Source organism: Pseudoalteromonas sp. 120-MNA-CIBAN-0494 (assembly GCF_040308885.1).
Taxonomy (GTDB): Bacteria; Pseudomonadota; Gammaproteobacteria; order Enterobacterales; family Alteromonadaceae; genus Pseudoalteromonas; species Pseudoalteromonas nigrifaciens.
Genome location: NZ_JBEOOE010000014.1, coordinates 31,782 through 54,502, shown reverse-complemented (window position 1 = coordinate 54,502; position 22,721 = coordinate 31,782). Strand labels below are relative to the sequence as shown.

19 protein-coding genes and 2 tRNA genes are annotated in these 22,721 nt (G+C 39.6%); 9 read left to right on the top strand and 12 right to left on the bottom strand.

Annotated features, from left to right (window positions below; all coding sequences use genetic code 11):
* Positions 1 to 1,377, top strand: coding sequence for an L-serine ammonia-lyase (locus AAEY55_RS10550; RefSeq protein ID WP_011327848.1), 1,377 nt, complete (start codon positions 1 to 3; stop codon positions 1,375 to 1,377).
* A gap of 94 nt (positions 1,378 to 1,471) precedes the next feature.
* Here the strand turns inward: AAEY55_RS10550 and cysB are convergent, their stop codons facing one another.
* Positions 1,472 to 2,449 (bottom strand): HTH-type transcriptional regulator CysB, encoded by a 978-nt coding sequence (gene cysB, locus AAEY55_RS10545; protein ID WP_011327847.1) that lies wholly within the window; start codon positions 2,447 to 2,449, stop codon positions 1,472 to 1,474.
* 286 nt (positions 2,450 to 2,735) lie between these two features.
* Here cysB and AAEY55_RS10540 point away from each other — a divergent pair, with 286 nt between their 5' ends.
* Positions 2,736 to 3,494, top strand: a complete 759-nt coding sequence (locus AAEY55_RS10540) for a hypothetical protein (RefSeq protein WP_011327846.1) — start codon at positions 2,736 to 2,738, stop codon at positions 3,492 to 3,494.
* 75 nt (positions 3,495 to 3,569) lie between these two features.
* Here the strand turns inward: AAEY55_RS10540 and AAEY55_RS10535 are convergent, their stop codons facing one another.
* Positions 3,570 to 4,862 (bottom strand): NCS2 family permease, encoded by a 1,293-nt coding sequence (locus AAEY55_RS10535; RefSeq protein ID WP_050754470.1) that lies wholly within the window; start codon positions 4,860 to 4,862, stop codon positions 3,570 to 3,572.
* 437 nt (positions 4,863 to 5,299) lie between these two features.
* Here AAEY55_RS10535 and AAEY55_RS10530 point away from each other — a divergent pair, with 437 nt between their 5' ends.
* Both AAEY55_RS10530 and AAEY55_RS10525 read left to right on the top strand, forming a co-directional pair.
* The gene (locus AAEY55_RS10530) at positions 5,300 to 5,734 is read left to right on the top strand and encodes a SulA-like leucine-rich domain-containing protein (protein WP_011327844.1); all 435 of its coding nucleotides are present in this window, start codon (positions 5,300 to 5,302) and stop codon (positions 5,732 to 5,734) included.
* A gap of 40 nt (positions 5,735 to 5,774) precedes the next feature.
* Entirely contained in the window at positions 5,775 to 6,254 is a 480-nt protein-coding gene (locus AAEY55_RS10525; RefSeq protein WP_350551223.1) for a YchJ family protein, read from the top strand.
* 222 nt (positions 6,255 to 6,476) lie between these two features.
* On the opposite strand, the gene AAEY55_RS10520 is transcribed toward AAEY55_RS10525, so the two are convergent.
* The 3 genes from AAEY55_RS10520 to AAEY55_RS10510 form a co-directional block, all read right to left on the bottom strand.
* Positions 6,477 to 7,397: a diguanylate cyclase gene (locus AAEY55_RS10520; protein ID WP_350551220.1), complete on the bottom strand. Its 921-nt coding sequence runs from the start codon at positions 7,395 to 7,397 to the stop codon at positions 6,477 to 6,479.
* A gap of 306 nt (positions 7,398 to 7,703) precedes the next feature.
* Complete coding sequence (locus AAEY55_RS10515) at positions 7,704 to 8,006, bottom strand: DUF6172 family protein (protein ID WP_011327840.1); 303 nt, start codon at positions 8,004 to 8,006, stop codon at positions 7,704 to 7,706.
* A 288-nt stretch (positions 8,007 to 8,294) separates the two neighbouring features.
* Positions 8,295 to 8,822 (bottom strand): VC2046/SO_2500 family protein, encoded by a 528-nt coding sequence (locus AAEY55_RS10510; RefSeq protein ID WP_011327839.1) that lies wholly within the window; start codon positions 8,820 to 8,822, stop codon positions 8,295 to 8,297.
* Between the two features lie 112 nt (positions 8,823 to 8,934).
* On the opposite strand from AAEY55_RS10510, the gene AAEY55_RS10505 reads away from it, so the two are divergent.
* Together AAEY55_RS10505 and AAEY55_RS10500 are read left to right on the top strand one after the other, a co-directional pair.
* Positions 8,935 to 9,019 (top strand) — tRNA-Tyr (locus AAEY55_RS10505).
* Between the two features lie 49 nt (positions 9,020 to 9,068).
* Positions 9,069 to 9,153: transfer RNA gene (locus AAEY55_RS10500), tRNA-Tyr, on the top strand.
* Between the two features lie 76 nt (positions 9,154 to 9,229).
* On the opposite strand, the gene AAEY55_RS10495 is transcribed toward AAEY55_RS10500, so the two are convergent.
* Positions 9,230 to 9,916: a SprT family zinc-dependent metalloprotease gene (locus tag AAEY55_RS10495; RefSeq protein ID WP_350551217.1), complete on the bottom strand. Its 687-nt coding sequence runs from the start codon at positions 9,914 to 9,916 to the stop codon at positions 9,230 to 9,232.
* 162 nt (positions 9,917 to 10,078) lie between these two features.
* Here AAEY55_RS10495 and AAEY55_RS10490 point away from each other — a divergent pair, with 162 nt between their 5' ends.
* On the top strand, positions 10,079 to 13,402 hold the full coding sequence (locus AAEY55_RS10490; protein ID WP_350551214.1) for an MHYT domain-containing protein: 3,324 nt from the start codon (positions 10,079 to 10,081) through the stop codon (positions 13,400 to 13,402).
* Between the two features lie 3 nt (positions 13,403 to 13,405).
* Positions 13,406 to 14,401: a two-component system response regulator gene (locus tag AAEY55_RS10485; protein ID WP_179806739.1), complete on the top strand. Its 996-nt coding sequence runs from the start codon at positions 13,406 to 13,408 to the stop codon at positions 14,399 to 14,401.
* Between the two features lies 1 nt (position 14,402).
* Here AAEY55_RS10485 and AAEY55_RS10480 read toward each other — a convergent pair whose 3' ends face one another.
* Positions 14,403 to 14,834, bottom strand: a complete 432-nt coding sequence (locus AAEY55_RS10480) for a VOC family protein (protein ID WP_350551211.1) — start codon at positions 14,832 to 14,834, stop codon at positions 14,403 to 14,405.
* Positions 14,821 to 15,480: an HD domain-containing protein gene (locus tag AAEY55_RS10475; RefSeq protein WP_011327834.1), complete on the bottom strand. Its 660-nt coding sequence runs from the start codon at positions 15,478 to 15,480 to the stop codon at positions 14,821 to 14,823. The genes AAEY55_RS10480 and AAEY55_RS10475 overlap by 14 nt, the downstream gene beginning before the upstream one ends.
* A gap of 152 nt (positions 15,481 to 15,632) precedes the next feature.
* On the opposite strand from AAEY55_RS10475, the gene AAEY55_RS10470 reads away from it, so the two are divergent.
* Positions 15,633 to 16,823: a class I SAM-dependent methyltransferase gene (locus AAEY55_RS10470; RefSeq protein WP_011327833.1), complete on the top strand. Its 1,191-nt coding sequence runs from the start codon at positions 15,633 to 15,635 to the stop codon at positions 16,821 to 16,823.
* Positions 16,824 to 16,893: 70 nt separating this feature from the next.
* Here AAEY55_RS10470 and AAEY55_RS10465 read toward each other — a convergent pair whose 3' ends face one another.
* The 4 genes from AAEY55_RS10465 to AAEY55_RS10450 form a co-directional block, all read right to left on the bottom strand.
* A complete protein-coding gene (locus AAEY55_RS10465; protein ID WP_086998101.1) occupies positions 16,894 to 17,190 on the bottom strand; it encodes a PilZ domain-containing protein in 297 nt (98 codons plus the stop codon).
* An 8-nt stretch (positions 17,191 to 17,198) separates the two neighbouring features.
* Entirely contained in the window at positions 17,199 to 17,579 is a 381-nt protein-coding gene (locus AAEY55_RS10460; protein WP_058373030.1) for a two-component system response regulator, read from the bottom strand.
* Positions 17,580 to 17,655: 76 nt separating this feature from the next.
* Entirely contained in the window at positions 17,656 to 21,543 is a 3,888-nt protein-coding gene (gene hrpA, locus AAEY55_RS10455) for an ATP-dependent RNA helicase HrpA (RefSeq protein ID WP_350551207.1), read from the bottom strand.
* A 127-nt stretch (positions 21,544 to 21,670) separates the two neighbouring features.
* A complete protein-coding gene (locus tag AAEY55_RS10450) occupies positions 21,671 to 22,705 on the bottom strand; it encodes an isoaspartyl peptidase/L-asparaginase family protein (protein ID WP_089368012.1) in 1,035 nt (344 codons plus the stop codon).
* Positions 22,706 to 22,721: the final 16 nt, after the last annotated feature.

Sequence of the window (22,721 nt, the reverse complement as noted above, 5' to 3'; positions counted from 1 at the left end):
ATGATAAGTGCATTTGATATGTTTAGTATTGGTATTGGCCCTTCTTCGTCACATACCGTTGGCCCAATGCGCGCATCTCGTTTATTTGTTAATGACCTACAAGAAAAACAATTATTAGCAAACGTTACCGACATTAAAGTAGAGCTATATGGATCGTTAGGCCAAACTGGTATTGGCCACGGCTCGGGTAAAGCAGTAATACTTGGCCTTGCTGGGTATGATCCTGAAACCATCGACGCCGATTTGGTTGATACTATTTTAGCCACAATTGAAAAAGAACAAGTTATTTATTTAAATCAAACGCATAAGGCTAAATTCCCAAAGCAAGGGGCTATTGTTTTTCACCGTCGTAAAACGCTACCTAAGCACTCTAATGCAATGGAAATTATTGCCTCTAATAATGGCGAGAAGGTTTATAGCCAAATTTATTACTCAATTGGCGGTGGCTTTATTGTTACTGACCAAGATTTTGAAAACGAAAAACAAGCAGCGCTTGATATTCGTGAAGAAAACCCTGCACCTTTTCCGTTTGGTAGCGCACAAGAATTACTGGAAATGTGTAAAGAGTCGGGTTTCAGTGTATCTACTTTAATGATGCATAACGAAAAAACACTACGCAGCGAAAACGACATTAAAGACGAGTTATTTAATATTTGGCAGGTAATGAAAGCCTGTATTGAGCGTGGTATGCGTACCGAAGGGATTTTACCAGGCGGTTTAAAAGTAAAACGTCGTGCTCCTAATTTACATTTAAAACTTAATGTTGAAGTAAGTAACGACCCCCTACGTGCTATGGATTGGGTCGACTTATTTGCTTTAGCTGTAAATGAAGAGAACGCCGCAGGCGGGCGTGTTGTAACCGCGCCTACCAATGGCGCAGCGGGTATTTTACCAGCAGTACTTATGTATTATCATACTTTTATAAAAGAAGTTGATCGCGACATAGTTACGCGTTATTTATTAACCGCCGCCGCTATCGGTATTTTATATAAAAAGAACGCCTCTATTTCGGGTGCCGAAGTAGGCTGCCAAGGTGAAGTGGGCGTGGCTTGCTCAATGGCTGCAGGCGCACTTACCGAAATTGTAGGTGGTAATGTAGTGCAAGTAGAAAATGCCGCCGAAATTGGCATGGAGCATAACTTAGGGCTTACGTGTGACCCAGTTGGTGGCTTAGTGCAAGTACCGTGTATTGAACGCAACGCCATGGGCGCGATAAAAGCAATTAATGCGTCACGCCTTGCAATTCGTGGTAGTGGTGAGCAAAAAGTATCACTCGATAAAGTGATTAAAACTATGCTCGAAACCGGTAACGATATGAAAACTAAATATAAAGAAACCGCTCGTGGTGGTTTAGCCGTTAATATAATTGAGTGTTAACACACTTAATTATAATTAAAAAAGGCGCCTGTTTAAAAACAGGCGCCTTTTTTATTAGCTACTTTTAACAGTTAAGTATTAGATACCGAAACAATTATTTAACTGGCAATTCTATATCAGCAAATAACTTATCAACATCTTCTTGGTTGCGTAATAAGTTAGCACGCTCTACTCGCTCTTTAGTTAAGTGTGGTGCAAAGCGTTCAATAAAGTCATACATATAAGTGCGTAAAAAACTGCCTTTTCTAAAACCAATTTTAGTGGTACTCGCTTCAAATAAATGGCTGGCATCAATACACACTAAATCAGTATCACTGACCTGGTCAATCGCCATTGACGCAACCACTCCAACGCCTAATCCTAAGCGTACATACGTTTTAATAACGTCGGCATCGGTGGCGGTAAATACTATGTGCGGCTCAAGCCCATGAGCACTAAATGCTTTATCTAGTTCTGAGCGGCCAGTAAAGCCAAATACATAAGTAATAAGCGGATATTTTGCAATATCAGCCACGGTTATACTATTGGCTTTTTTAGCTAATGGATGGTCTTTTGCCACCACAATACTACGGTTCCAATGATAACAAGGTAGCATAACAAGGTCTGAATATAAGTGTAGTGCTTCTGTTGCAATAGCAAAGTCGGCATCGCCACGTGCAGCTGCATCTGATATTTGCTGCGGTGTACCTTGGTGCATATGAAGTGACACTGCGGGGTATTTTTTCATAAACCCTTTAATAACATTCGGCAATGCGTAACGTGCTTGGGTATGAGTAGTGGCAATATTAAGCTTACCTTGATCAGGTAAAGTATGCTCATGAGCAACCGCTTTAATACCTTCCACTTTTGAGAGGATTTCGCGCGATATATTAATGACTTCTTCACCGGCACTCGTTACATGCGTTAAATGTTTACCACTGCGACCAAAAATTTGAATACCTAACTCATCTTCAAGCATGCGCACTTGCTTAGAAATACCTGGTTGTGAGGTAAATAAACTTTCAGCTGTTGCTGAGACATTTAATTTATGATTTTGAACTTCTACAATATATCTAAGTTGTTGTAATTTCATAGCTATGTATTTTCGTTATTATTCGTTTTTGAGGGGGTAAATACTTTATCTTTAAAAACTGACCACCCGACAAATGGTAGGTTTTAATTGATAATATCGTATTTAATAAATATAGGCTTAGGCTAGCACAATAAATATACTTCAGATAGCAATGATTATCATATAAAGCATTAAGATTTAAACGCTTTCTTAGCCTGCTTTTATAGTTAATTAGCGCAAAGTTTTCCTGTTCTTATATATTTAATGTAAGATTGAGCAATTAGGTTTAGAACCCGAGAACTGTAACATGATCGTCTCTATTATAATTATACTCATTGTTGCTCTTATTGTGATTGCGCTTTGGGTAAGTGCGGTGCAACAGCATAAAGAAAAACAAGAAGCTGATCGCCGTAAAGAACTAACCAAACAAAAAGCTATCATTGAGGAAACCGAGGAAGCGTTAATGAATAACGCTAATATCCCGTTTTCAGATAACACACTACGTGTTTTACAGCGTCGTAATCATGATGCGCTTAGTACCATGGTATCGCTTTCACCTGGTTCTAAAATATTAAAAAACCGTTTAAATGAAGCGAAAGAGCGTTTGAATAACCCAGTTCAAGGAAGCAATAGCGAATCGCTTTCACTGCCAAGTAACGATAAACAACTGGTATCGCTAATACAGGGCATAAAAAAATTACGTATTATTCTACGCTCTGAGCACAATAAAGGTAACCTCGATAGCCAACTATTTGTAATCGAAGACAAACGAATGGAAAAACTGCAGTTACAAATAAATATTGAAAGCCAAATTAAACGTGGTTTATCGGCGCGCTCTGCAGGTATGGTAGGTTCAGCTAGACAATATTTTGAAAAAGCCCATGCCTCACTCAGTGCGGTATCGTATAGCGATCCATATGTAACTGCTAAATACCAAGAAGTAGAAGGCTACTTAGAAGCTATTAGTGTTGAGTTAAGAGCATCGAATGCCAATGCACTTAAAAAGAAAACTGAGCAAGAGCAAGATGACCTAGATGTTTTATTTGCTCCGAAAAAGAAATGGTAAATTAGTACTAAAACTTATAAAAAAAGCCCATACAATTTTGTATGGGCTTTTTTTATTGATAGATAAATAAGTTTTTTAAGATAAAAATGCAAACTTAACAATAAACAATGCCGTTAAAATCCACACACTAATACTTACTTGATCCTTTTTACCGCATAACACCTTAACCGCGGTGTAAGAAATAAACCCAAGCGCTATACCATGAGCAATAGAAAATGTCAGCGGGGTCATTAATAACACCACACTAACAGGAATGGCATCTGTCATGTCGTCCCAGTTTACAAACTTTAAGTTTTGTAGCATAAGTACCGAAACATATAAAATAGCACCGGCAGTGGCATACGCTGGCACCATTTGCGCTAGTGGCGCAAAAAACATCATCAATAAAAAACAAATACCCACAACAACGGCTGTTAAGCCTGTGCGTCCGCCTACAGAAACGCCAGCCACCGACTCTATGTAAGATGTAGTAGTAGATGTACCAAGCATTGCACCAGCAATAGTGGCAGTGCTATCAGCGCTAAGAGCGCGCCCTAAACGTGGCATATTGCCTTTTTCATCTGCAAGCCCTGCTTTTTGCGTGACCGCAACCAAGGTGCCTGAGGTATCAAATAAATCTACAAATAAAAATGCAAAAATAACACTCAACATTGAAAGCTCAAATGCCGCACTAAAATCAAGTTGCATAAAGGTTGGTAAAATTGACGGCGGCATAGACATAACCCCCTGATATTCAACCAAACCAAAAGCCAAAGCAATACCTGTTACCAGTAAAATACTAATTAACACACCACTTTTAAAGTCGCGATATAACAATGCCGCAATCACAAAAAAACTTAAAATAGCAAGTAATGGCCCAGGTGCAGTAATATCACCTAGCTGCACTAAGGTTGCAGGGCTAGATACTATGATCCCTGCACTTTTAAGCGCAATTAGCGCCAAAAAAGCACCAATACCGGTCGCTATTGCTTGTTTTAGCACCAGTGGAATGGCATTAATAATCCACTCTCGTACTTTAAATAAACTTAAAAATAAAAATATACAACCCGACATAAACACAGCACCTAATGCCGCTTCCCAGGTATAGCCCATTCCTAAAACAACGCCATAGGTAAAAAAAGCATTTAATCCCATACCCGGCGCTAACGCTAACGGATAATTGGCCCATAGGCCCATAATAAAACAGCCTATTGCAGCTGCAATACATGTAGCTACAAACGCAGCGCCTTGATCCATTCCTGCTTGGGCAAGCATTGCTGGATTAACAAAAACAATATAAACCATAGTAATAAAAGTAGTCATACCGGCAACACATTCACGTTGTACTGAGGAATCATTTGCGCGGATTTTAAATAAGGCTTCGAGCATAACAAACTTAAGGTAGTAAAAAGTGGCGAGATTTTAGCATAAAAATAGCGAAATACCGGACATTTTACCTTGTTATGCATTAAGTTATTGAAGTAGCTGAAATAATAAATATGACACGGTAATACGTATGTACTTCAGGTTTTAAAAATAATAATTACCGTGCTTATATGCTGAGCAATCAGCTTTACTTTAACGTAAATAATAGAGCATAAAGTACTGTATAGGTGCTATTCGCCGCATAGCTTTAATAAAAAATATAAAACATATACCTAAAATATTAACGCCCTGTTTTTAATAGTTATTTTTGTTTTTTTATCCGTGTAAAAATTTAAAACTGAATGACTGTACAAATAATTAGCAAAAAAACACTTGCACCACAACACTGTATAAACTACTGTATATGGGTACTGTATAAAAACCCAGTGAGTGAGAGATTAATGTTACAGCCTATTACCGTAAGAACCGTTAAAAGTTATCAGCAAGACGATAAAAGTGATTGTGTAAATTTAATTCAAATTGAAGATGAAATTTCAGCAACCTTTGAATTGCTTAAAGTATTACACCAATACAACAGCTTAAATGCATGGACACTGCTGATTGCCCCCGACCATGTACCGAGTAAAGCCTTGCTTGATTCATGCTCCATTGACACAAGCAAATTACTGGTGATCAGGCAAAAACATTTAGTAAACTTAGAGTATGTACTTAGCTCGGCGCTGCACAACGGAAACTTTGCTGCGGTTATTACCTGGACTGATATTATTAATGATCAACAGCTGACACAGCTATCATTAAATTTAAGCACTACAAATACTAAGCTTTACTGTTTTACTAAAAATACTCACAACCTTGAGATACCACTAACTCAATAAGCTTGTTAAACTCGTGTTTTAAACACTTTATATTAATATTATGACCTCATTAACGACTTCTCCTTGCTTTTGTGGCAGCCAGCAAAATTATGCTGACTGCTGTGAGCCACTTCATTTAGCATCAAAAATAGCTGAAACACCTGAGCAACTTATGCGTGCTCGCTACAGCGCATATGTACTTAAAAATGCAACTTATGTTTATCAAACTTATGCAAATGAAAAACAGGCAGAAAACCCTGTAAAAGAGATTAAAGACTTTGCTGATAGCTGCCGCTTTATAAAGCTAACCGTCATCGACACTGAGCACGATGCAAGCGAAGGCTTTATAACATTTAAAGTAAATTACTTTTACCAAAACCTATATTGCGAGTTGCACGAAAAGTCGTTGTTTATTAAACAAGATGGGCAGTGGCGCTACCTTGAAGGCACACTATTTCCGGTAGCCGATATTAAAATAAGCAGAAATGACAACTGCCCTTGCCAAAGTGGCAAAAAATATAAAAAGTGTCATAGCGTATAACAAACTGCAACTAACCGTGCGGTGAGTAAAGTAGGTAATTACAGGCAACTGAACCTTAAATACATCCAATAGCCATGCCTAGGGTTGGCTGTTACAGGCGATGTGTATGGCTAAAATAAAATTTTACTTTCGAGCAACTATTGGCTATTTACTTACATACCTATAGGCCTGCTGCGTTAATAACTGCTCTACCGTATATTTTGATACTGGGCTCGCTGCGCTTTAAAAGCACACTGTATTTCGCCCTTGTGCTTTAGCGGCGTACATTTTTTTATCTGCGCGTTGCAAAATATCTATATTGCCTTCGTCTGATTGCAATAACGTAGCCCCACCTATACTTATAGTGACAAATTCAAACTCTGAGTACTTATGTAAAACACCTAAGCCGGATATGTTATTTTTAATTTTTTCAGCAACACAGCGAGCGCCTTCCTCGTTGGTATGGGGTAGCACAACCACAAATTCTTCGCCGCCATAGCGGGCAACAAAATCGCTTGGCCTTTGCAGGCTGTTAGCAATTGTTTGAGCAACTAAATGTAAAACAACGTCGCCTTCTACGTGTCCATAAATATCGTTGTATTGCTTAAAGTAATCAATATCCATAAGTAATAAAGCGTATTGTGTATTCTCTCTTAATGCACTCAATTGTATTTTATTTATATGAGTATCAAAATAACGACGGTTAAACACTTTAGTTAAGTCATCCAGAAACACTTTTTGACTTAATAAGTCATGTTGCAGCTTAATAGTTAAGTGCGCCCTTACTCTTCTGTATAAGGTTTCTGGGTTAATCGGTTTTTGAATAAAGTCTACCGCGCCCGCTTCCCAGCAGTCCTCTTCTTGCTTTTCAAAGGAGGTAACAAATATAACGGGAATGTCTTGGGTTTGTGTCGTCGTTTTAAATTTTAAACAGGTTTCTATACCGCATATGCCATCCATTGAAATATCCAGCAGTACGATATCGGGAGTATTAGATTTACATATTTCAACTGCTTCTTCACCGCTGTTGGCGGTGTTAACAATAAAGTGCTTTGATAATATTTTTTTCAGTACAATTAAGCTAAGTAACTGATCATCAACAATGAGGACTTTTGAGGCTTTAAGGCTAAGTTTTAAATCGCTATCGGCATAATTTAATGGCATAAATACTACTGTTTTCTATAATTATCAACTAACACAGTATAATACAGTCTTATGTTATGCAAATGTATTAAAGTTGGGTTTTTAATCAAACTTACAACCAAATATAAAAATGGCGATACAGAGTTGTTGTTAATTGTTTTAGAAAATCACGGCCATAATTTCCAGGGTAATACTGAAAGTAAGCACTGCTTATAAGCTGCTTGTACTTGAATGCTCAAGGTTTAAATCGCGTTTGTATAAACGTACAAACAAAAAATGGGCCACTAGGCCCATTTTAAAAATTACGCAAATTACTTTATAAGCGTCTTATTCGTCGTCATCCAAATCTGGTTGTTGACGTTGAGCTGGGCGCGCTAATATTTCTACATAAAAAGAAGTTAAGCTTTGCTTTTCTATTTCGCTTATATGATTACTAAGCTCTGCAACGTGCACTACTTGTGCATCTTCAGCGGTATTACCAAACTTACAATCAAACGCCCAGTAATCAGCATCGAGTGGTAGAGTTTTGTTACGCTCTCTTTTCAAATATTTTTTCACTTCATGCTTTGCGGCGTCAACCATACGAGGATATTTGATTTTCTCGTGATTTAGCGTGAATATTTTCTTCATTACGTTCCTAATTACCTTGGTTTAATTATAACGGCATTTAATGTCATACCATTTGAGCCTATTATAGCAATTGCATTTAATTTTTGGATGCTTTTTTTATATTAAATCAATTATTAATCCATTAATAAAATAAAGTATCGCTAAAATGCGCTTAAGTGTAGAGAGTTAGCGGCTTTATATTACAGACAAGTAACTTAATAGTTAGAGTGATGGCGCAATCGTTTGCCAAGTTCTATTAATATGATTGGTTATTGCAATATCAAAGCAGTTACAGCGTACGCTTTATAATTAAGCGCTTACTAAATGCAATGGGTGGTGAAGCGCATCATTATTTAGGCTTTCGTAAAAGGCAGCAGCATCGAGTTGCGGGTTAGATAGTTGCGTTTGTGTGTTATTTATACGCCTGCGCACTGCTAATTCACAATTATCACGCACCTGAAGCGGAATATGGCTTACATCATCTCTTATAAACAATGGTTCAGGGTTTAAACAGTGATTTAATTTAATATCGCTCATTCCAGCGCGTTCCCCTGCTTGCATTAATAGTGAGGCGTTAAACTGCCCTATCAAGATATCAAACTTATCTGGCGCTAAAAGTTGCTTTGGACCTGCTCCTATTTGTTTGCGAAGGGTATCTTCGCCAACAGTTGAATCTTCAATTTCTGTTTTTGGTAAATGGAATTGGCTAAAATCGAGTGCATCATGAGATAGCATAGCGAGTAAAAGCGCAAACTCTCCTCGGCGCTTTTCATGCACACTTTTATTAAGTCGAGTGTTGAGCTGACTCTCTGTGATTAACAAATCACCGATTTGCATAGACTTTAGCCGATTGAAGTAAGTAATACCTATTTATCGGCTTTATTTCATTTTTCTTTAGCTTTTTTCTTTACTTAAATACGATGTTTGCTATTATCAGCGCCGTTGCATTGGAGGGGTTCCCGAGCGGCCAAAGGGATCAGACTGTAAATCTGACGGCTCAGCCTTCGCTGGTTCGAATCCAGCTCCCTCCACCACTTTTCTTACCGCTAAGTTAAGTGGGGCCAAATGTAACAAAATTAGTGTGGAGGGGTTCCCGAGCGGCCAAAGGGATCAGACTGTAAATCTGACGGCTCAGCCTTCGCTGGTTCGAATCCAGCTCCCTCCACCACTTTTCTACTTATTTTCTACTTATATAGTTACTACATTCCTTGTTAGTAATCTCCGTGTTTTTTCTTAGTTAAACATTAAAATACCCATTGTAAACTCATACCATATTGTTTTAGCCATAACGTACTTGCTTTATAGTCGGGACAAAATTGTGCTACGCGGTGCCAAAATGCTTTGCTATGATTTAAATGTCGTAAATGCGCCAGCTCATGCACTATTACATAATCAATAATGCTATGCGGTGCACCAATCAATAATAAGTTAAATGTTAACGCCCTTTTACTATTACAACTTCCCCATTTGCGTTTATAAACTGCAATATTTAAATCGTTAGGCAGCGCTTCTTGCATCAGCGTGCAAAAGTCATTAAGTCGCATTTCAATGTATGCGGTTAACTGCTCTTTTAAATACGCCTCTAAAAGTAATTGGTACTTTTGCTGCTGATGCTTAACACGAGCAGAAACGGTAATAAGCAGGCCATCTTGTTGGCGCTCCACTGTAGAGGTATTGCCTTGCTGAAACGTTAAATTAATTGCTTCTGAAAAAACCCAGATCTTTTTGTCCTTAAGTGGATACTGTTTTGTATCAACCAAAGTAAGCTGTTTTTGCAGCTGCGCCTCAACCCATGATTTTTTTTCTAATAACCAGTTATCGAGCACTTTTTTTTGTACGTGATGGGGGGCATATACCGTCACATTTTGATTATGCACTTTAATAGCAACGGTCTTTCGTCGGGTACTTTTTTTTAGTTGGTAGGCAAACAAATTAATCTCTCACACTATACTAGCTAGGGGCTACTTTTCGTCTAATGGTTAGTTAATGCCGTGTTGTTTATTTATAGCTTAATAAGCAATCATAAAATTAACGGTTTATTAATTAATTAATTCTATTAAACTACACGATTAAAATGCCTATTTAGAGCCGCCATGTTATCAGCTTTCTTTATTACTGACCAAGATCCTAGTTTAATTATAAACGGGGTTTACGATCCTCTCTTGGTTTCTCTTTCAGTTTTAATAGTGATATTTGCCGCTTTTTTTACTACAAAACTCATTGATTTAGCTAAAAAAACTACTTTCCCAAGCTATCAACGTTTAGCTACTGTAACCGCTGCAGCTGTTTTTTCTGCGGGTATTTGGAGCATGCATTTTATTGGTATGTTAGCTTTTTCTTTGTGTACTAACATTAAATATAACCCAACTATTACCTTACTCTCTTTTATACCGGCATTTTTGGCATGCCAATATGCTGTATCTATACTGGTAAAAAGTAATGGTAACTTTAAAGTATTAGCTATTTGCTCAGTATTATTAGGCTCGGGTATTGGCACTATGCATTACAGTGGTATGGCAGCGATGGAGCTTGCGCCTATGCTACGGTATGACCCAGTTATGTTTGGGTTGTCTATTTTAGTGGCCGTTGCCCTATCGTTTATAGCTTTATATAGCCGCTTTAATCTTGAAATAATTTTCCCTCGGTTATCACAGTTACAAATTCGTTCAACCAGCGCCGTTATATTAGGCTTTGCTGTTACTGGTATGCATTATATGGGTATGGCAGCAACCCGTTTTGTAGCAACTTCTCCTCTTATTTACGCAGACGAAAATGCGTCTGCTGGGCTTACATTTGTTGCAATTGCGGTTGCCACTGCAACTGTTGCAATAACCAGCGTGGTTGCTGTAATTAATGGCATGGTACGCTATAAACTGCTACTTGAAGAAAAGTCAGCCGACGAGTCGCGGTTAAACGCCATATTAGAAACAGCAATAGATGGCATTGTGACTATTGATCATCAAGGTATTATTTTAAGCTTTAATGAAGCAGCAAGTAAGATTTTAGGTTGGCACGAACATGAGTTACAAGGTAAAAGTGTACAGATTCTTTTAAATGATAATAACGCCTTAAACAATGCGTCATCATCTGGTGATATGACTCTTGATCTAAGCGCTATTATAGGCATAAACCGCGATACTTTTGCTAAACATAAAGATAACCATTTGATCCCTGTGCGCCTTGGTATTGGACAAGTGACGCAAACTGGGCAACCGCCTTTGTATGTTGGCTTTATTACTGACTTAACGCAGCAACGAGCTCTACAAAAAACGGTTGTTGAAAATGAGCAAAAATATCGCTCATTAATGCAAAATATGCCAGGCGTTGCCTTTAGATGTAAATTTGATACTAACTACACCATGCTATTTGTTAGCCCAAGTATATTGGATTTAACTGGCTATACACCAGATGAATTTATTGAGCAACACATTGAGTTTACGGACCTGATTTTAAAGTCTGACCAACAAATGATTATTACCACGCTCACTAATGCCGTTACCGAAAAGCGTCAATACTCTGTTGAATATAGAATTCGCCATCGCAACGGCGCAACGGTATGGGTATTAGAGAAAGGTAGTTTTGACTTTAATAATACCGATGTTGCACAGTGGATTGATGGTGTACTTGTTGATATTACTGAGCGCAAAGAGTATGAAGCAAAATTAGAGCACGCTAAACTGCAAGCAGAAGAAGCTGCCAATGCTAAGCAATCTTTTATGGCAAATATGAGCCATGAAATACGCACCCCTATGAATGCAATTATTGGCTTTAGCGATCTGCTTATGGATACACCGCTAAGTAAAGAGCAGCAAAAGCACCTTGTTACGGTTAATAGCGCAGCACGCTCTTTGCTGCGGCTACTTAATGAGATTCTCGACTCTGCAAAGTTAGAACGAGGAAAGCTAACCATTGAGCCTGTGCATTTTAATTTAAAGCCCGTTATCGACAGTATTATTTCAACTTTTTGGTTAGAAGCTAAAAAGAAAAACCTTAATTTAACGCTTAATATTAATAAATCAGTTAGCACCGCATACTACGGTGATCCCGACCGCCTTAGGCAAATACTTACAAACCTTATTGGTAACGCTATTAAATTTACTGAGCAAGGCGCTGTTACTGTTACCGTAAGTACCACACAAAATAATCACCTATTTTTTGAAGTACAAGATACAGGCATTGGTATTGCTAAAGATCGTATTAAAGCGGTTTTTCAGCCTTTTGTGCAAGCCGATGGCACGACCACACGTCGATTTGGTGGCACAGGTTTAGGCACAACAATAAGTAAACAATTAGTAGAGCTTATGCATGGCTCAATTGATTTAGTGAGTGAAGTTGATAAAGGCAGCTGCTTTTACTTCTCATTACCTTTTACTGTTGGTGATGAAAATAAAATAGATTATTTTGAAGGCCTACATACCGAACTACCTCCGCTTAGAATATTAGTGGTTGATGATATAGAACAAAATACAGAGCTGCTTTCTATATTACTTTCGCGAGATCAACACACAGTAACCACTGCAAGTAATGGTTTAGAAGCCATTGAGGCGTTTAATCAGCAAGACTTTGATGTCATTTTAATGGACATTCACATGCCTGAATGTGACGGTATTGAGGCCACCATTAAAATTCGTGCATTGGAGCAACTAAAACAAATAAAATTTACGCCTATTATTGCCTTAACAGCCAGCGTGTTACAGCAAGATAAACTAACCGCTAAAAATGCAGGCATGAATGGGTTTGCTAATAAGCCGGTTGATATCAACCAACTGAATCAAGAAATAGCACTGGTGCTTGGACTTGGCTTAGCAAAAGAAACATTAATTGCGCAAACCGACCCCGATGCCAAGCACATAGATTTTGAAAAAGGGTTAGCTTTGTGGGGCTCTAAATGTAAACAGCTTACCGAAATTACTAAATTTGTTAATACCAACGAAAAGCAATTTATAAGCTTATTTAAGCTGCAACTAAGCGATATTAAAAGTGTTTATACGCTTATTCACACGTTAAAAGGCGTGGCTGGTAATTTAGGGTTATTAACCTTAATGACACTGTTAACGCGTTTAGAGAACGCAGACGATGAAGCTGTGCTAACCAGCGTTTTGGCAGATATAAAAACTGAATTGGCGCTTATCGGCCAATTATTAGCAAGCACTATATGTAAAGAGCCCGCCAAACTTATCGACAATGCTGAGCCGTTATCAACAGCTGAGCTAATAGAAATTTGCCAAGAACTCTATGCTGATGCACAAAATGCCGAACTTAATGATGATCTTCTCGATCAGTTACAACGTAAATGTATAGCATCAGTACAAGTAGATATAGATGAAATAGCCAGTGCCTTTGATGAATTCGACTTTGATAACGCGCAAGTTAAATTAGCAAATTTACTTAAAAAGTTAACCCTAAAGGAGAATTAATTAATGGATTTTATTCTAGATAAGCCGCGCATATTAATTGTTGACGACGAGCCTGCAAACTTAAAAGTAATGCGCGAGGTGCTTGGTAATCAATATAGAATGTCGTTTGCTAAATCGGGCGCTGCCGCTATAGCATTACTTGAAAAAGAACTACCAAAGCTAATTTTACTCGATATTATGATGCCTGATATGAATGGCTTTGAAGTATGCCAAATTGTTAAAGCTAACCCTGCAACATCGCATATTCCTATTATTTTTGTTACTGCGCTAAGTGATGAAAGTGATGAATTTAAAGGTTTTGAACTAGGCGCTGTAGACTATATAACCAAACCCATTAGCCCTGCTATTGTACGGGCACGTGTTAAAACTCACCTGTCGTTAGTGCAAGCTGAGCAGCTAAAACAAGCTCATGTCGATTTAGTACAGCGTTTAGGTCGTGCTGCAGAATATAAAGACACCGATACCGGTGAGCATATTATACGTATGAGTCAATACAGCAAAGTACTTGCATTGGCGCTGGGTATGGATGAGCAACACGCCGAATTATTACGCCAAGCAGCCCCTATGCACGATGTAGGTAAAATAGGTATTCCGGATGCCATTTTGCTAAAACCCGGAAAGTTAACTGCCGATGAGTTTACCCACATGAAAGAGCACGCTTTAATTGGTGCACAAATTTTAGCAAATTCATCATCGCCACTATTACAACTGGCGCATGTGCTGGCAATTGAACATCATGAAAAGTGGGATGGTACTGGCTACCCCAATGGCCTAAAAGGAGAAGCCATATCGCTGGAAGGCCGTATTGTTGCCATTGCCGATGTATTTGATGCACTTACCTCAAAACGCCCCTATAAAGAGCCATGGAGCATAGAGCAAACTATAGAACATATGCAACAACAAGCCGGTAAACACTTCGACCCGCAATTGGTTGAGCTATTTATTGGCAAAATTGACGATATTATTGCCATAAAAAATGCTCATCAGGAGCGATTTTAATTTAGCTCTTTTTGGCTGTATGCGAGCCTAATAATACCTGCGGATACACAGTTTTAATCTGCGTATAGTCATGAGAGGTAATTTCATGGCTATTTCCGCTGTTATCTTTAAAATAAATTGAAAACGTAACGCCGTGATCAGCTAATACTGTTTTAATATTTAGGTGTTCAAAATGCTCAAGCCATGCAATAAATTGCTCCCCAGTGGCTAAAAAAGCAATGCCTTTACTACGTCCCTGTGCAGTAAATAACGCTAAACGCGTGGTAGCATTTGCATCTTCAAGGGTTAATGGCCCTTTGCAATCTTCATTCCAAAAGGCGAGCGCTTCAACCACACTAAAACCTAAAACACGCTCATACCATTTAACCGCTTGCGCTAAATCATCCACATTTAAATGACAATGATCAATCCCAGCTAGCTTAGGTATACTCACGCTGCTCTCCTATTTCAGACTTTAGTTGCTCTAAAAAGTCATGCATATACTCAGTACGTCTTAGTGCTTCGGCCTTAGCCGAGGGAGTATTCATGCTTTGAGCTATGTGTAATAACTTAATAAAAAAATGATCAAGCGTGTATTTTTTATCATCTGCTTCGCGTTGTAGGCAAAATGGGTCATCCGGGTTATATAGTAATCGACTTATTGAGCCACCTACTTTCATGCAGCGGCTTATACCAATCGCGCCTAGTGCGTCCATTCTGTCTGCGTCTTGCACTATTTGTGCTTCTACTGAGTTCACTTTAATATTGGCGCTAAAGCTATGCGCCGCTATTGCATGATGAATTTGAGTAAATAATTGCGCGTCGTAATTAATAGAAGCTAAAAAAGCAATCGCTTTATCGGCGGCCATAGTAGAGGCTTTAGCCCTATCTGGGTGGTTTTTAGCCACGGCTACACAGTCGTGTAACCATGCAGCCGGGAGCACTACCTTCATATTAGCTTGCTCTGCATCGCACAATTTAATAGCAACCCGAACTACGCGTTCAATATGGGTTATATCATGCGCCACATCGGCATGAATTAGTGTGGTAATAAAGGCTCTGCACTGTAAATTGAGCTGCTGCAGCTCAGGGCTTAACATTATGTCTGTCACAACGTGTTCCAAATACCTAATTAACATATTGAATTAGCCATACTTTACCGCGATTTATGGGCTCCATGCAAAACATTCATTGTATGTTGCCCTTGCCTTGACTAAAATACAGCGCTTATTTATTACTACTGAGAAGCTTTATGACATCTGCCGTTTACCTGCAAGCTGGCCGCGATAAATCATTAAAAAGAAAACACCCTTGGTTATTTTCCAAAGCCATCAAAAAAATTAAAGGTAAACCAGGTCTAGGTGACACAGTTACTATTCACGATAGTGAAGGTAAATTTTTAGCAACAGCAGCTTATAGCCCACATTCACAAATTCGTGCCCGTGTTTGGAGCTTTGACGAAAAAGAAGTTATTGATCAACACTTTTTTGAACGCCGCCTACGTCGTGCACTAGAAGCCCGTAGCCAAGTAATCGAAGAAGGTGGTTTAACTGGCTTTAGACTCTGCGCCGCAGAATCAGATTTTTTACCCGGCGTTACCATAGATAAGTTTGACAACGTATTAGTGTGTCAATTACTTAGCGCGGGTGCTGAGCGTCATAAAGGTGAAATTGTTGGCGCGTTAATGGCTATATTCCCTGGTATGAGCATTTACGAGCGCTCAGATGTAGAAGTGCGTACCAAAGAAGGCCTTGAGCCAATTAAAGGGGCATTATGGGGCAATGAACCAACTGCCCCAGTACTCATTGCAGAAAATGGCTTTAAAATTGAAGTTGATATTATTGATGGCCATAAAACCGGTTTTTATTTAGATCAACGCGATAGCCGCGCTGCACTTGAACGCTTTTCTAAAGACAAAACCGTATTAAACTGCTTTAGCTACACGGGTACATTTTCGTTGTATGCCCTACGTGGCGGCTGTAAACACGTAACTAACGTGGATGTATCGCAGCCAGCCCTCGATACAGCTAAGCGCAATGTTGAGCATAACAATCTTGATTTAGATAAGGTTGATTTTGTCAAACAAGATGTATTTAAGTTACTGCGTCAATACCGCGAAGACGGTGTATTGTTTGACACTATAGTAATGGATCCGCCAAAGTTTGCCGACAACAAAGCACAACTTACTGGTGCGTGTCGTGGCTATAAAGATATAAACATGATTGCTATGCAAATATTAAAACCAGGTGGCACCTTATTAACCTTCTCGTGTTCGGGCTTAATGGAGCAAAACTTGTTTCAAAAAGTGGTGGCTGATGCAGCCCTTGATGCTGGTAAAGACTTACTTATTATGGAGCGTTTAAACCAAGCCGCCGATCACCCTATTGCGGGTAGTTACCCTGAAGGTTTTTACTTAAAAGGCTTAATTTGTAAGGTTTACTAACGCCTAGGCTTGATTAGCATTTATACGTGGTTATTACCTATTTATATGGGCAATAACCACGCTACCTAAGCTAATTAAACTGTATTATCTCAAGTCCGGCAGTTATTGTACCATCATCTTCTTTGCTGGCGCGTATCACCTTAGCCGTTGCGTCTAAAGGCGCAATACTCGGATGAGTTGAGTCTATATGTACCAATAAAATAGTGTTTGGCTCAAGTAACTCATCTAAATGCAACGACAACCCAGTTGCACTCAAATCTACACATTCTGCATTATAATTTAAGCCAGCAATCGGCTCTATTGTGGTTAGCTTTGCTGGTGTATTGATCTGCATACGTCGAAAATTTCGCTTATCATCTGTAAACATAATTTTTCCTATACTATTTTATTAATTTGCTCTAACAACAGTGGTACAGAAAACGGCTTAACCACATAAGCATCACAGCCCGCGTCAAACCCAGCTTGCTTTTCAAGCGGTGACTCCAGCCCTGACACCATAACAATAGGGATGTTTTTTGTCTCAGGTGTATGTTTAAGCATTCTACACGTATCGTAACCATCCAGCCCTGGCATACATACATCAAGTAAAATAATATCGGGCGGATTAGCAATAGCAGAGGCTAAACAGCTTGTTCCAGAATCGGCATAATTAACATCAAACTTTGCGCTAAGTGCTGCTTTGAGTATTTCATAATTAAAATACTCGTCATCTACCACTAGTAGTTGTTGTACTTTATGTTCTATTGATGAGGACATGGCTATGTCGTTTCCTTCTCAAAACAAAAAATAAGTTCTACTATTAAGTACTTAAGCTTAATAGTAGATACACCTTTTACTCTATTTCTTTTATTGCATTTAACACACGTTTCGCCGAAATTGGATACGGAGTACCCAAGGTCTGTGCAAATAAAGACACTCTCAGCTCTTGCTGCATCCAAAAGATAGCTTCTACCTCTTTTGGAATTGGCATCCCTTTAGGGGTTTTGTTTGCTTGCTTTTTATACTCTTGAGCCACTTTATCAAGCTCAAGTACACATAATCTATCGCGATTTGGATCTATGGGTAACTTTTCTAAACGTTTTTGAATCGCTTTTAAATAACGGATTAAGTCACTTAGCTTAGTTGCCCCATGTTGGCTTACAAAGCCTTTAAAAACAAGAGACTCTAATTGCGATTTAATATCTCCATGCGCAGTGATCATGGTTAAATCTACCCGTCCTTTCATTTTTTTATGTAAGGCATGGGCTATACTTAACACTTGCTCTACTTGCGTGGCAATTTCAACTACAGCGTCACCAAGCTCACCACGTATATGCTCTTTTACATTTTCAAACGCGTCGCTGGTGCGAATGTCACCGTACTTTAATAATAAGCTATCAACACCGGCGGCAATGCAGTCATCAATTAAATCGGCTATTTTACCAAAAGGATTAAAATACAATCCAAGCTTAGCCTTATTTGGTAAGTTTTGCTGCAAATACTTTATTGGTGAAGGCACATTTAATAATACTAATCGGCGCAGCCCTTGTTGATGGGCAACCTGTGCTTTTACTTCGTTATCGAAAAGCTCAATAGCAGCAGTTGATTTTTTATCCACCAGCGCCGGATACGCTTTAATTTCGTATTGCCCTTGTTTTTTTACATATGAATTAGGTAGCTCGCCAAAATCCCACTGCGTTAAGTCTGCTTTTTCTATGCCTTTATCGGCTACTTTGGATAATGTTTGCGTTACTTCGCCTTGTAGCTGCGCTTTAAGTTTGGCTAAATCTAGGCCACGCGCGAGTAACTTATCGTTATCGCCACGTACTTCAAACTGCAAACGTAAATGCGCTGCCAAGGCACTTAAATCCCAGGCATCAGGGTCAACTCGCACCCCTGTCATTTTTAATAGTCGATTACTAAGTGCGTCAATTAAACTCCCCTGCAATGGCTCAATAGCCGCCAAAACAGCATCGGCATAGTTAGGCGCAGGTACAAAATTACGGCGCAGTGACTTAGGCAATGATTTAATTAAACCACTTATTAACTCATGTCGAAACGCAGGTATATGCCAGTCAAAGCCGCTTTCTTGCACTTGGTTTAATAGCGCAACCGGTATTTGTACCGCCACACCATCAACCGCTTGACCGGGATCGAAATGATACGCTAAAGGTAAAATTAAATTATCTTGCTGCCAAGTATCTGGGTAGTCAAACTCGGTAATACTGCTTGCACCATGCTGCATTAAGTCATCGCGGCTCATTTGCAAATAGTGTTTATTTTGTTGTTTTTGCGTTTTATACCATTTTAAAAATGCTGCACGATTATTAATTTCTTTTGGAATTTTTTTATCGTAAAACTCAAATAAAGTTTGCTCATCAACTAAAATATCGCGCCTGCGTGACTTGTTTTCAAGCACTTGAATATCTTCAATCAGCTCGCGGTTAAACTCTAAAAAGCTTTCGTTTAAACCCAGTTCTTGCTCAACTAATGCGGTGCGAATAAACAGCTCACGGCTCACTTTAGGATCAATATTGCTATACACGCAGCGGCGCTTATTGACGATTAGCAGGCCATATAAGGTTTGTTGCTCAAAGGCGATTACCGCACCGGGTTTTTTCTCCCAATGTGGCTCTGTATAACTGCGCTTAACCAAATGCTGCGCCAGTGGCTCAACCCAGTTAATGTCTATTTTGGCGTTAGTGCGGGCATATAATTTACTGGTTTCTACTAGCTCTGCCGACATTAGCCATTTTGGGCTCTTTTTAAATAACCCCGACCCCGGAAAAATATGAAACTGGCTATTACGCGCGCCTTTATAAATTTGTTTTTCATCTTTAAAGCCAATATGGCTAAGCATACCGCTCAGTAATGCTTTGTGAACTTGCTCACCGTCGGCAGCATTCGATGTGGCTTTCATACCCATTTCGTTGCATACGGTACTTATTTGATAAACAATATCTTGCCATTCACGAAGGCGCATATAAGCGAGGAAGTCTTTTTGGCAGAGTTTTCTAAACTGGCTATTAGTCAGCTCGCTTTGTTGCTCTTCTAAATAATTCCACAAGTTTAAAAATGCAATAAAGTCTGAATCAGGATCATCAAAACGGCCGTGTTTTTCGTTTGCCGCAGCACGTTTTTCTTGCGGGCGCTCACGGGGGTCTTGAATAGACAGTGCCGCCACTATAATAATTACTTCACGTAGCGCACCGAGCTTATGTGCGGTTAACACCATTTTAGCTAAACGCGGATCGACCGGTAAACGGCTTAATTCTCGGCCTGACTGGGTAAGCGCTGTTTTGTCGTTACGTTTAGTGGGATGTACTGCTTGGAGTTCCTCAAGCAAGGTTAAACCATCGCTAATATTACGACTATCTGGGGCTTGCACAAACGGAAACTGCGCCATGTCGCCTAAACCCAGCGCTAGCATTTGTAAAATAACCGAAGCTAAGTTAGTACGTAGTATTTCAGGATCGGTAAACTCTGGGCGTGATAAAAAGTCATCCTCAGCGTATAAACGAATACAAATACCCGCCTCTACGCGGCCACAACGTCCCATTCGCTGATTTGCACTGGCTTGCGATATTGGCTCTATAGGCAGGCGCTGTACCTTGGTGCGGTAACTATAACGGCTAATACGCGCCGTACCCGGATCAATTACATAACGAATCCCCGGTACGGTTAACGATGTTTCGGCCACGTTGGTCGATAAAATAATATGGCGGCGCGAGTGCGGTGCAAATATGCGGTTTTGCTCGGCGTTTGATAGTCGCGAATAAAGCGGTAATATATCAGTGTGTTTTAAATTACGTTTACTGAGAGCATCGGCGGTATCGCGTATTTCACGCTCACCATTTAAAAATATTAAAATGTCGCCAGGGCCTTCTGCACACAGTTCATCTACAGCATCAAAAATACCTTGCAGTTGGTCGCCTTCGGCTTCCATATCCTCTTTATTTATCTCAGTAACTGGGTTGTAACGTACATCAACCGGGAAGGTTCGCCCTGATACTTCTATAATTGGCGCATCATCAAAGTGCTTTGAAAAACGCTCTGGATCGATCGTTGCTGAGGTAATTATTATTTTTAAATCGGGGCGCTTAGGGAGTAAGTTTTTTAAATAACCTAAAATAAAGTCAATGTTTAAGCTACGTTCGTGCGCTTCATCAATAATAATGGTGTCGTATTGATTTAAAAATCGATCTTGTTGAATTTCGGCAAGTAAAATCCCGTCGGTCATTAGTTTAATATAGGTATTATTCGAGACCTGATCACTAAAGCGTATTTTAAAACCAACTTGTTGGCCAAGTTCACACTGCATTTCTTCTGCAATACGATTAGCCACCGTTCGTGCTGCTAGTCGCCTTGGTTGGGTGTGGCCAATTAAGCCATCAACCCCACGCCCTAGCTCTAAACACATTTTAGGAATTTGCGTGGTTTTACCTGAACCGGTTTCACCTGCAATAATAACCACTTGGTTATTAGCAATGGCGTTTTTAATCACATCCTTTTTTTGACTCACCGGTAATTGCTCTGGGTAAGTCACTTTAGGCAGAGCCGCTAAACGCTGCGCGCGCAGTGCTTGGCTAAGGGTAATGTCGGCCGCTATTTTTTCAAGCGCGTTGGCATGCTTATTCTCATCGGTTATTTTTTTTACGCCATGTAAGCGTTTTTTAAAAATGAATTGATCTTTTTTCAAGCACGTCTTTAGCTCGCCAAACAACTGACCTAGGTTTACCACCCGCATACCTTATAAAATTAGTAAAAGAGCCGCAATTGTAGCAAATTAAATGGCTGGGGTTAATCCTACAAAGTGCATAACGCTTAGTAGTTTGTTATATAAGCCACCAGCCAAACAAATAAAGCGCTTATTCGCCTTTAAAAATGCCTACATAAGTGGCTTGGGTATTTGATTTACTGGCTCTGTACATACCTGAGGTATTAAACGGCAAACTAATATTACCTTTAGTATCCACTATAATAACACCGCCCGTACCGCCTATTGGTGCAAGTACCCCATTAATCACTTCGTCCCCTGCTTGCGTTATGGTTTTACCTTGGTATTTAACGCGCGCACAAATATCGCTGGCTACATTGTAACGAATAAAATACTCACCATGGCCGGTAGCCGATACCGCACACGATTCATTTTCCGCAAACGTTCCTGCACCAATTACCGGCGCATCACCAATACGGCCATAGCGTTTGGCGGTCATACCGCCGGTTGATGTACCAGCTGCTAAATTGCCATTTTTATCCAGTGCTACCGCACCAACCGTGCCCATTTTATAGTTATTTGGCAAGGCTTTATGCGCCGCTTGATAGTCTTTACTGGTTGCTTTGGCTTTATCTAATTTTTGCTTTGCTTTTAATAATGCTTTATAGCGGTGCTCGGTATCAAATAAGTTATTTTCGATTAAGGGAATACCTTGCTCTTTAGCAAACTCTTCAGCGCCTTGGCCACTGAGCATGACGTGTACTGAATTATCCATAACCAAACGTGCTAAATTAATTGGGCTCTCTACATGCTTAACACCTGCAACTGCGCCCGCCTGACGATTACGACCATCCATAATTGATGCATCGAGCTCATGGCTGCCATCGTAAGTATAAACCGCGCCACGCCCTGCATTAAAATAAGTAGACTGCTCCATCACTTGAATCGCTGCCGTTATGGCATCTAAGCTTTCGCCGCCTTGCTCAAGTACTTTATAACCGGCCTCTACCGCTTGGGTTAATTTAGCACGATAAGCTTGCTCTTCTTTGGGCGTAAATTTACTTTTTTCAATCGTGCCCGCACCGCCATGAATGGCAATAGCAAAAGGTACTTCTGCGCTTAAGGCGTTATTGCTTACGCTAATAAAACTAGTGGCGATAAGCGCCATTAAAAGTGATTTTTTCATAATGAGCTCTTATAAA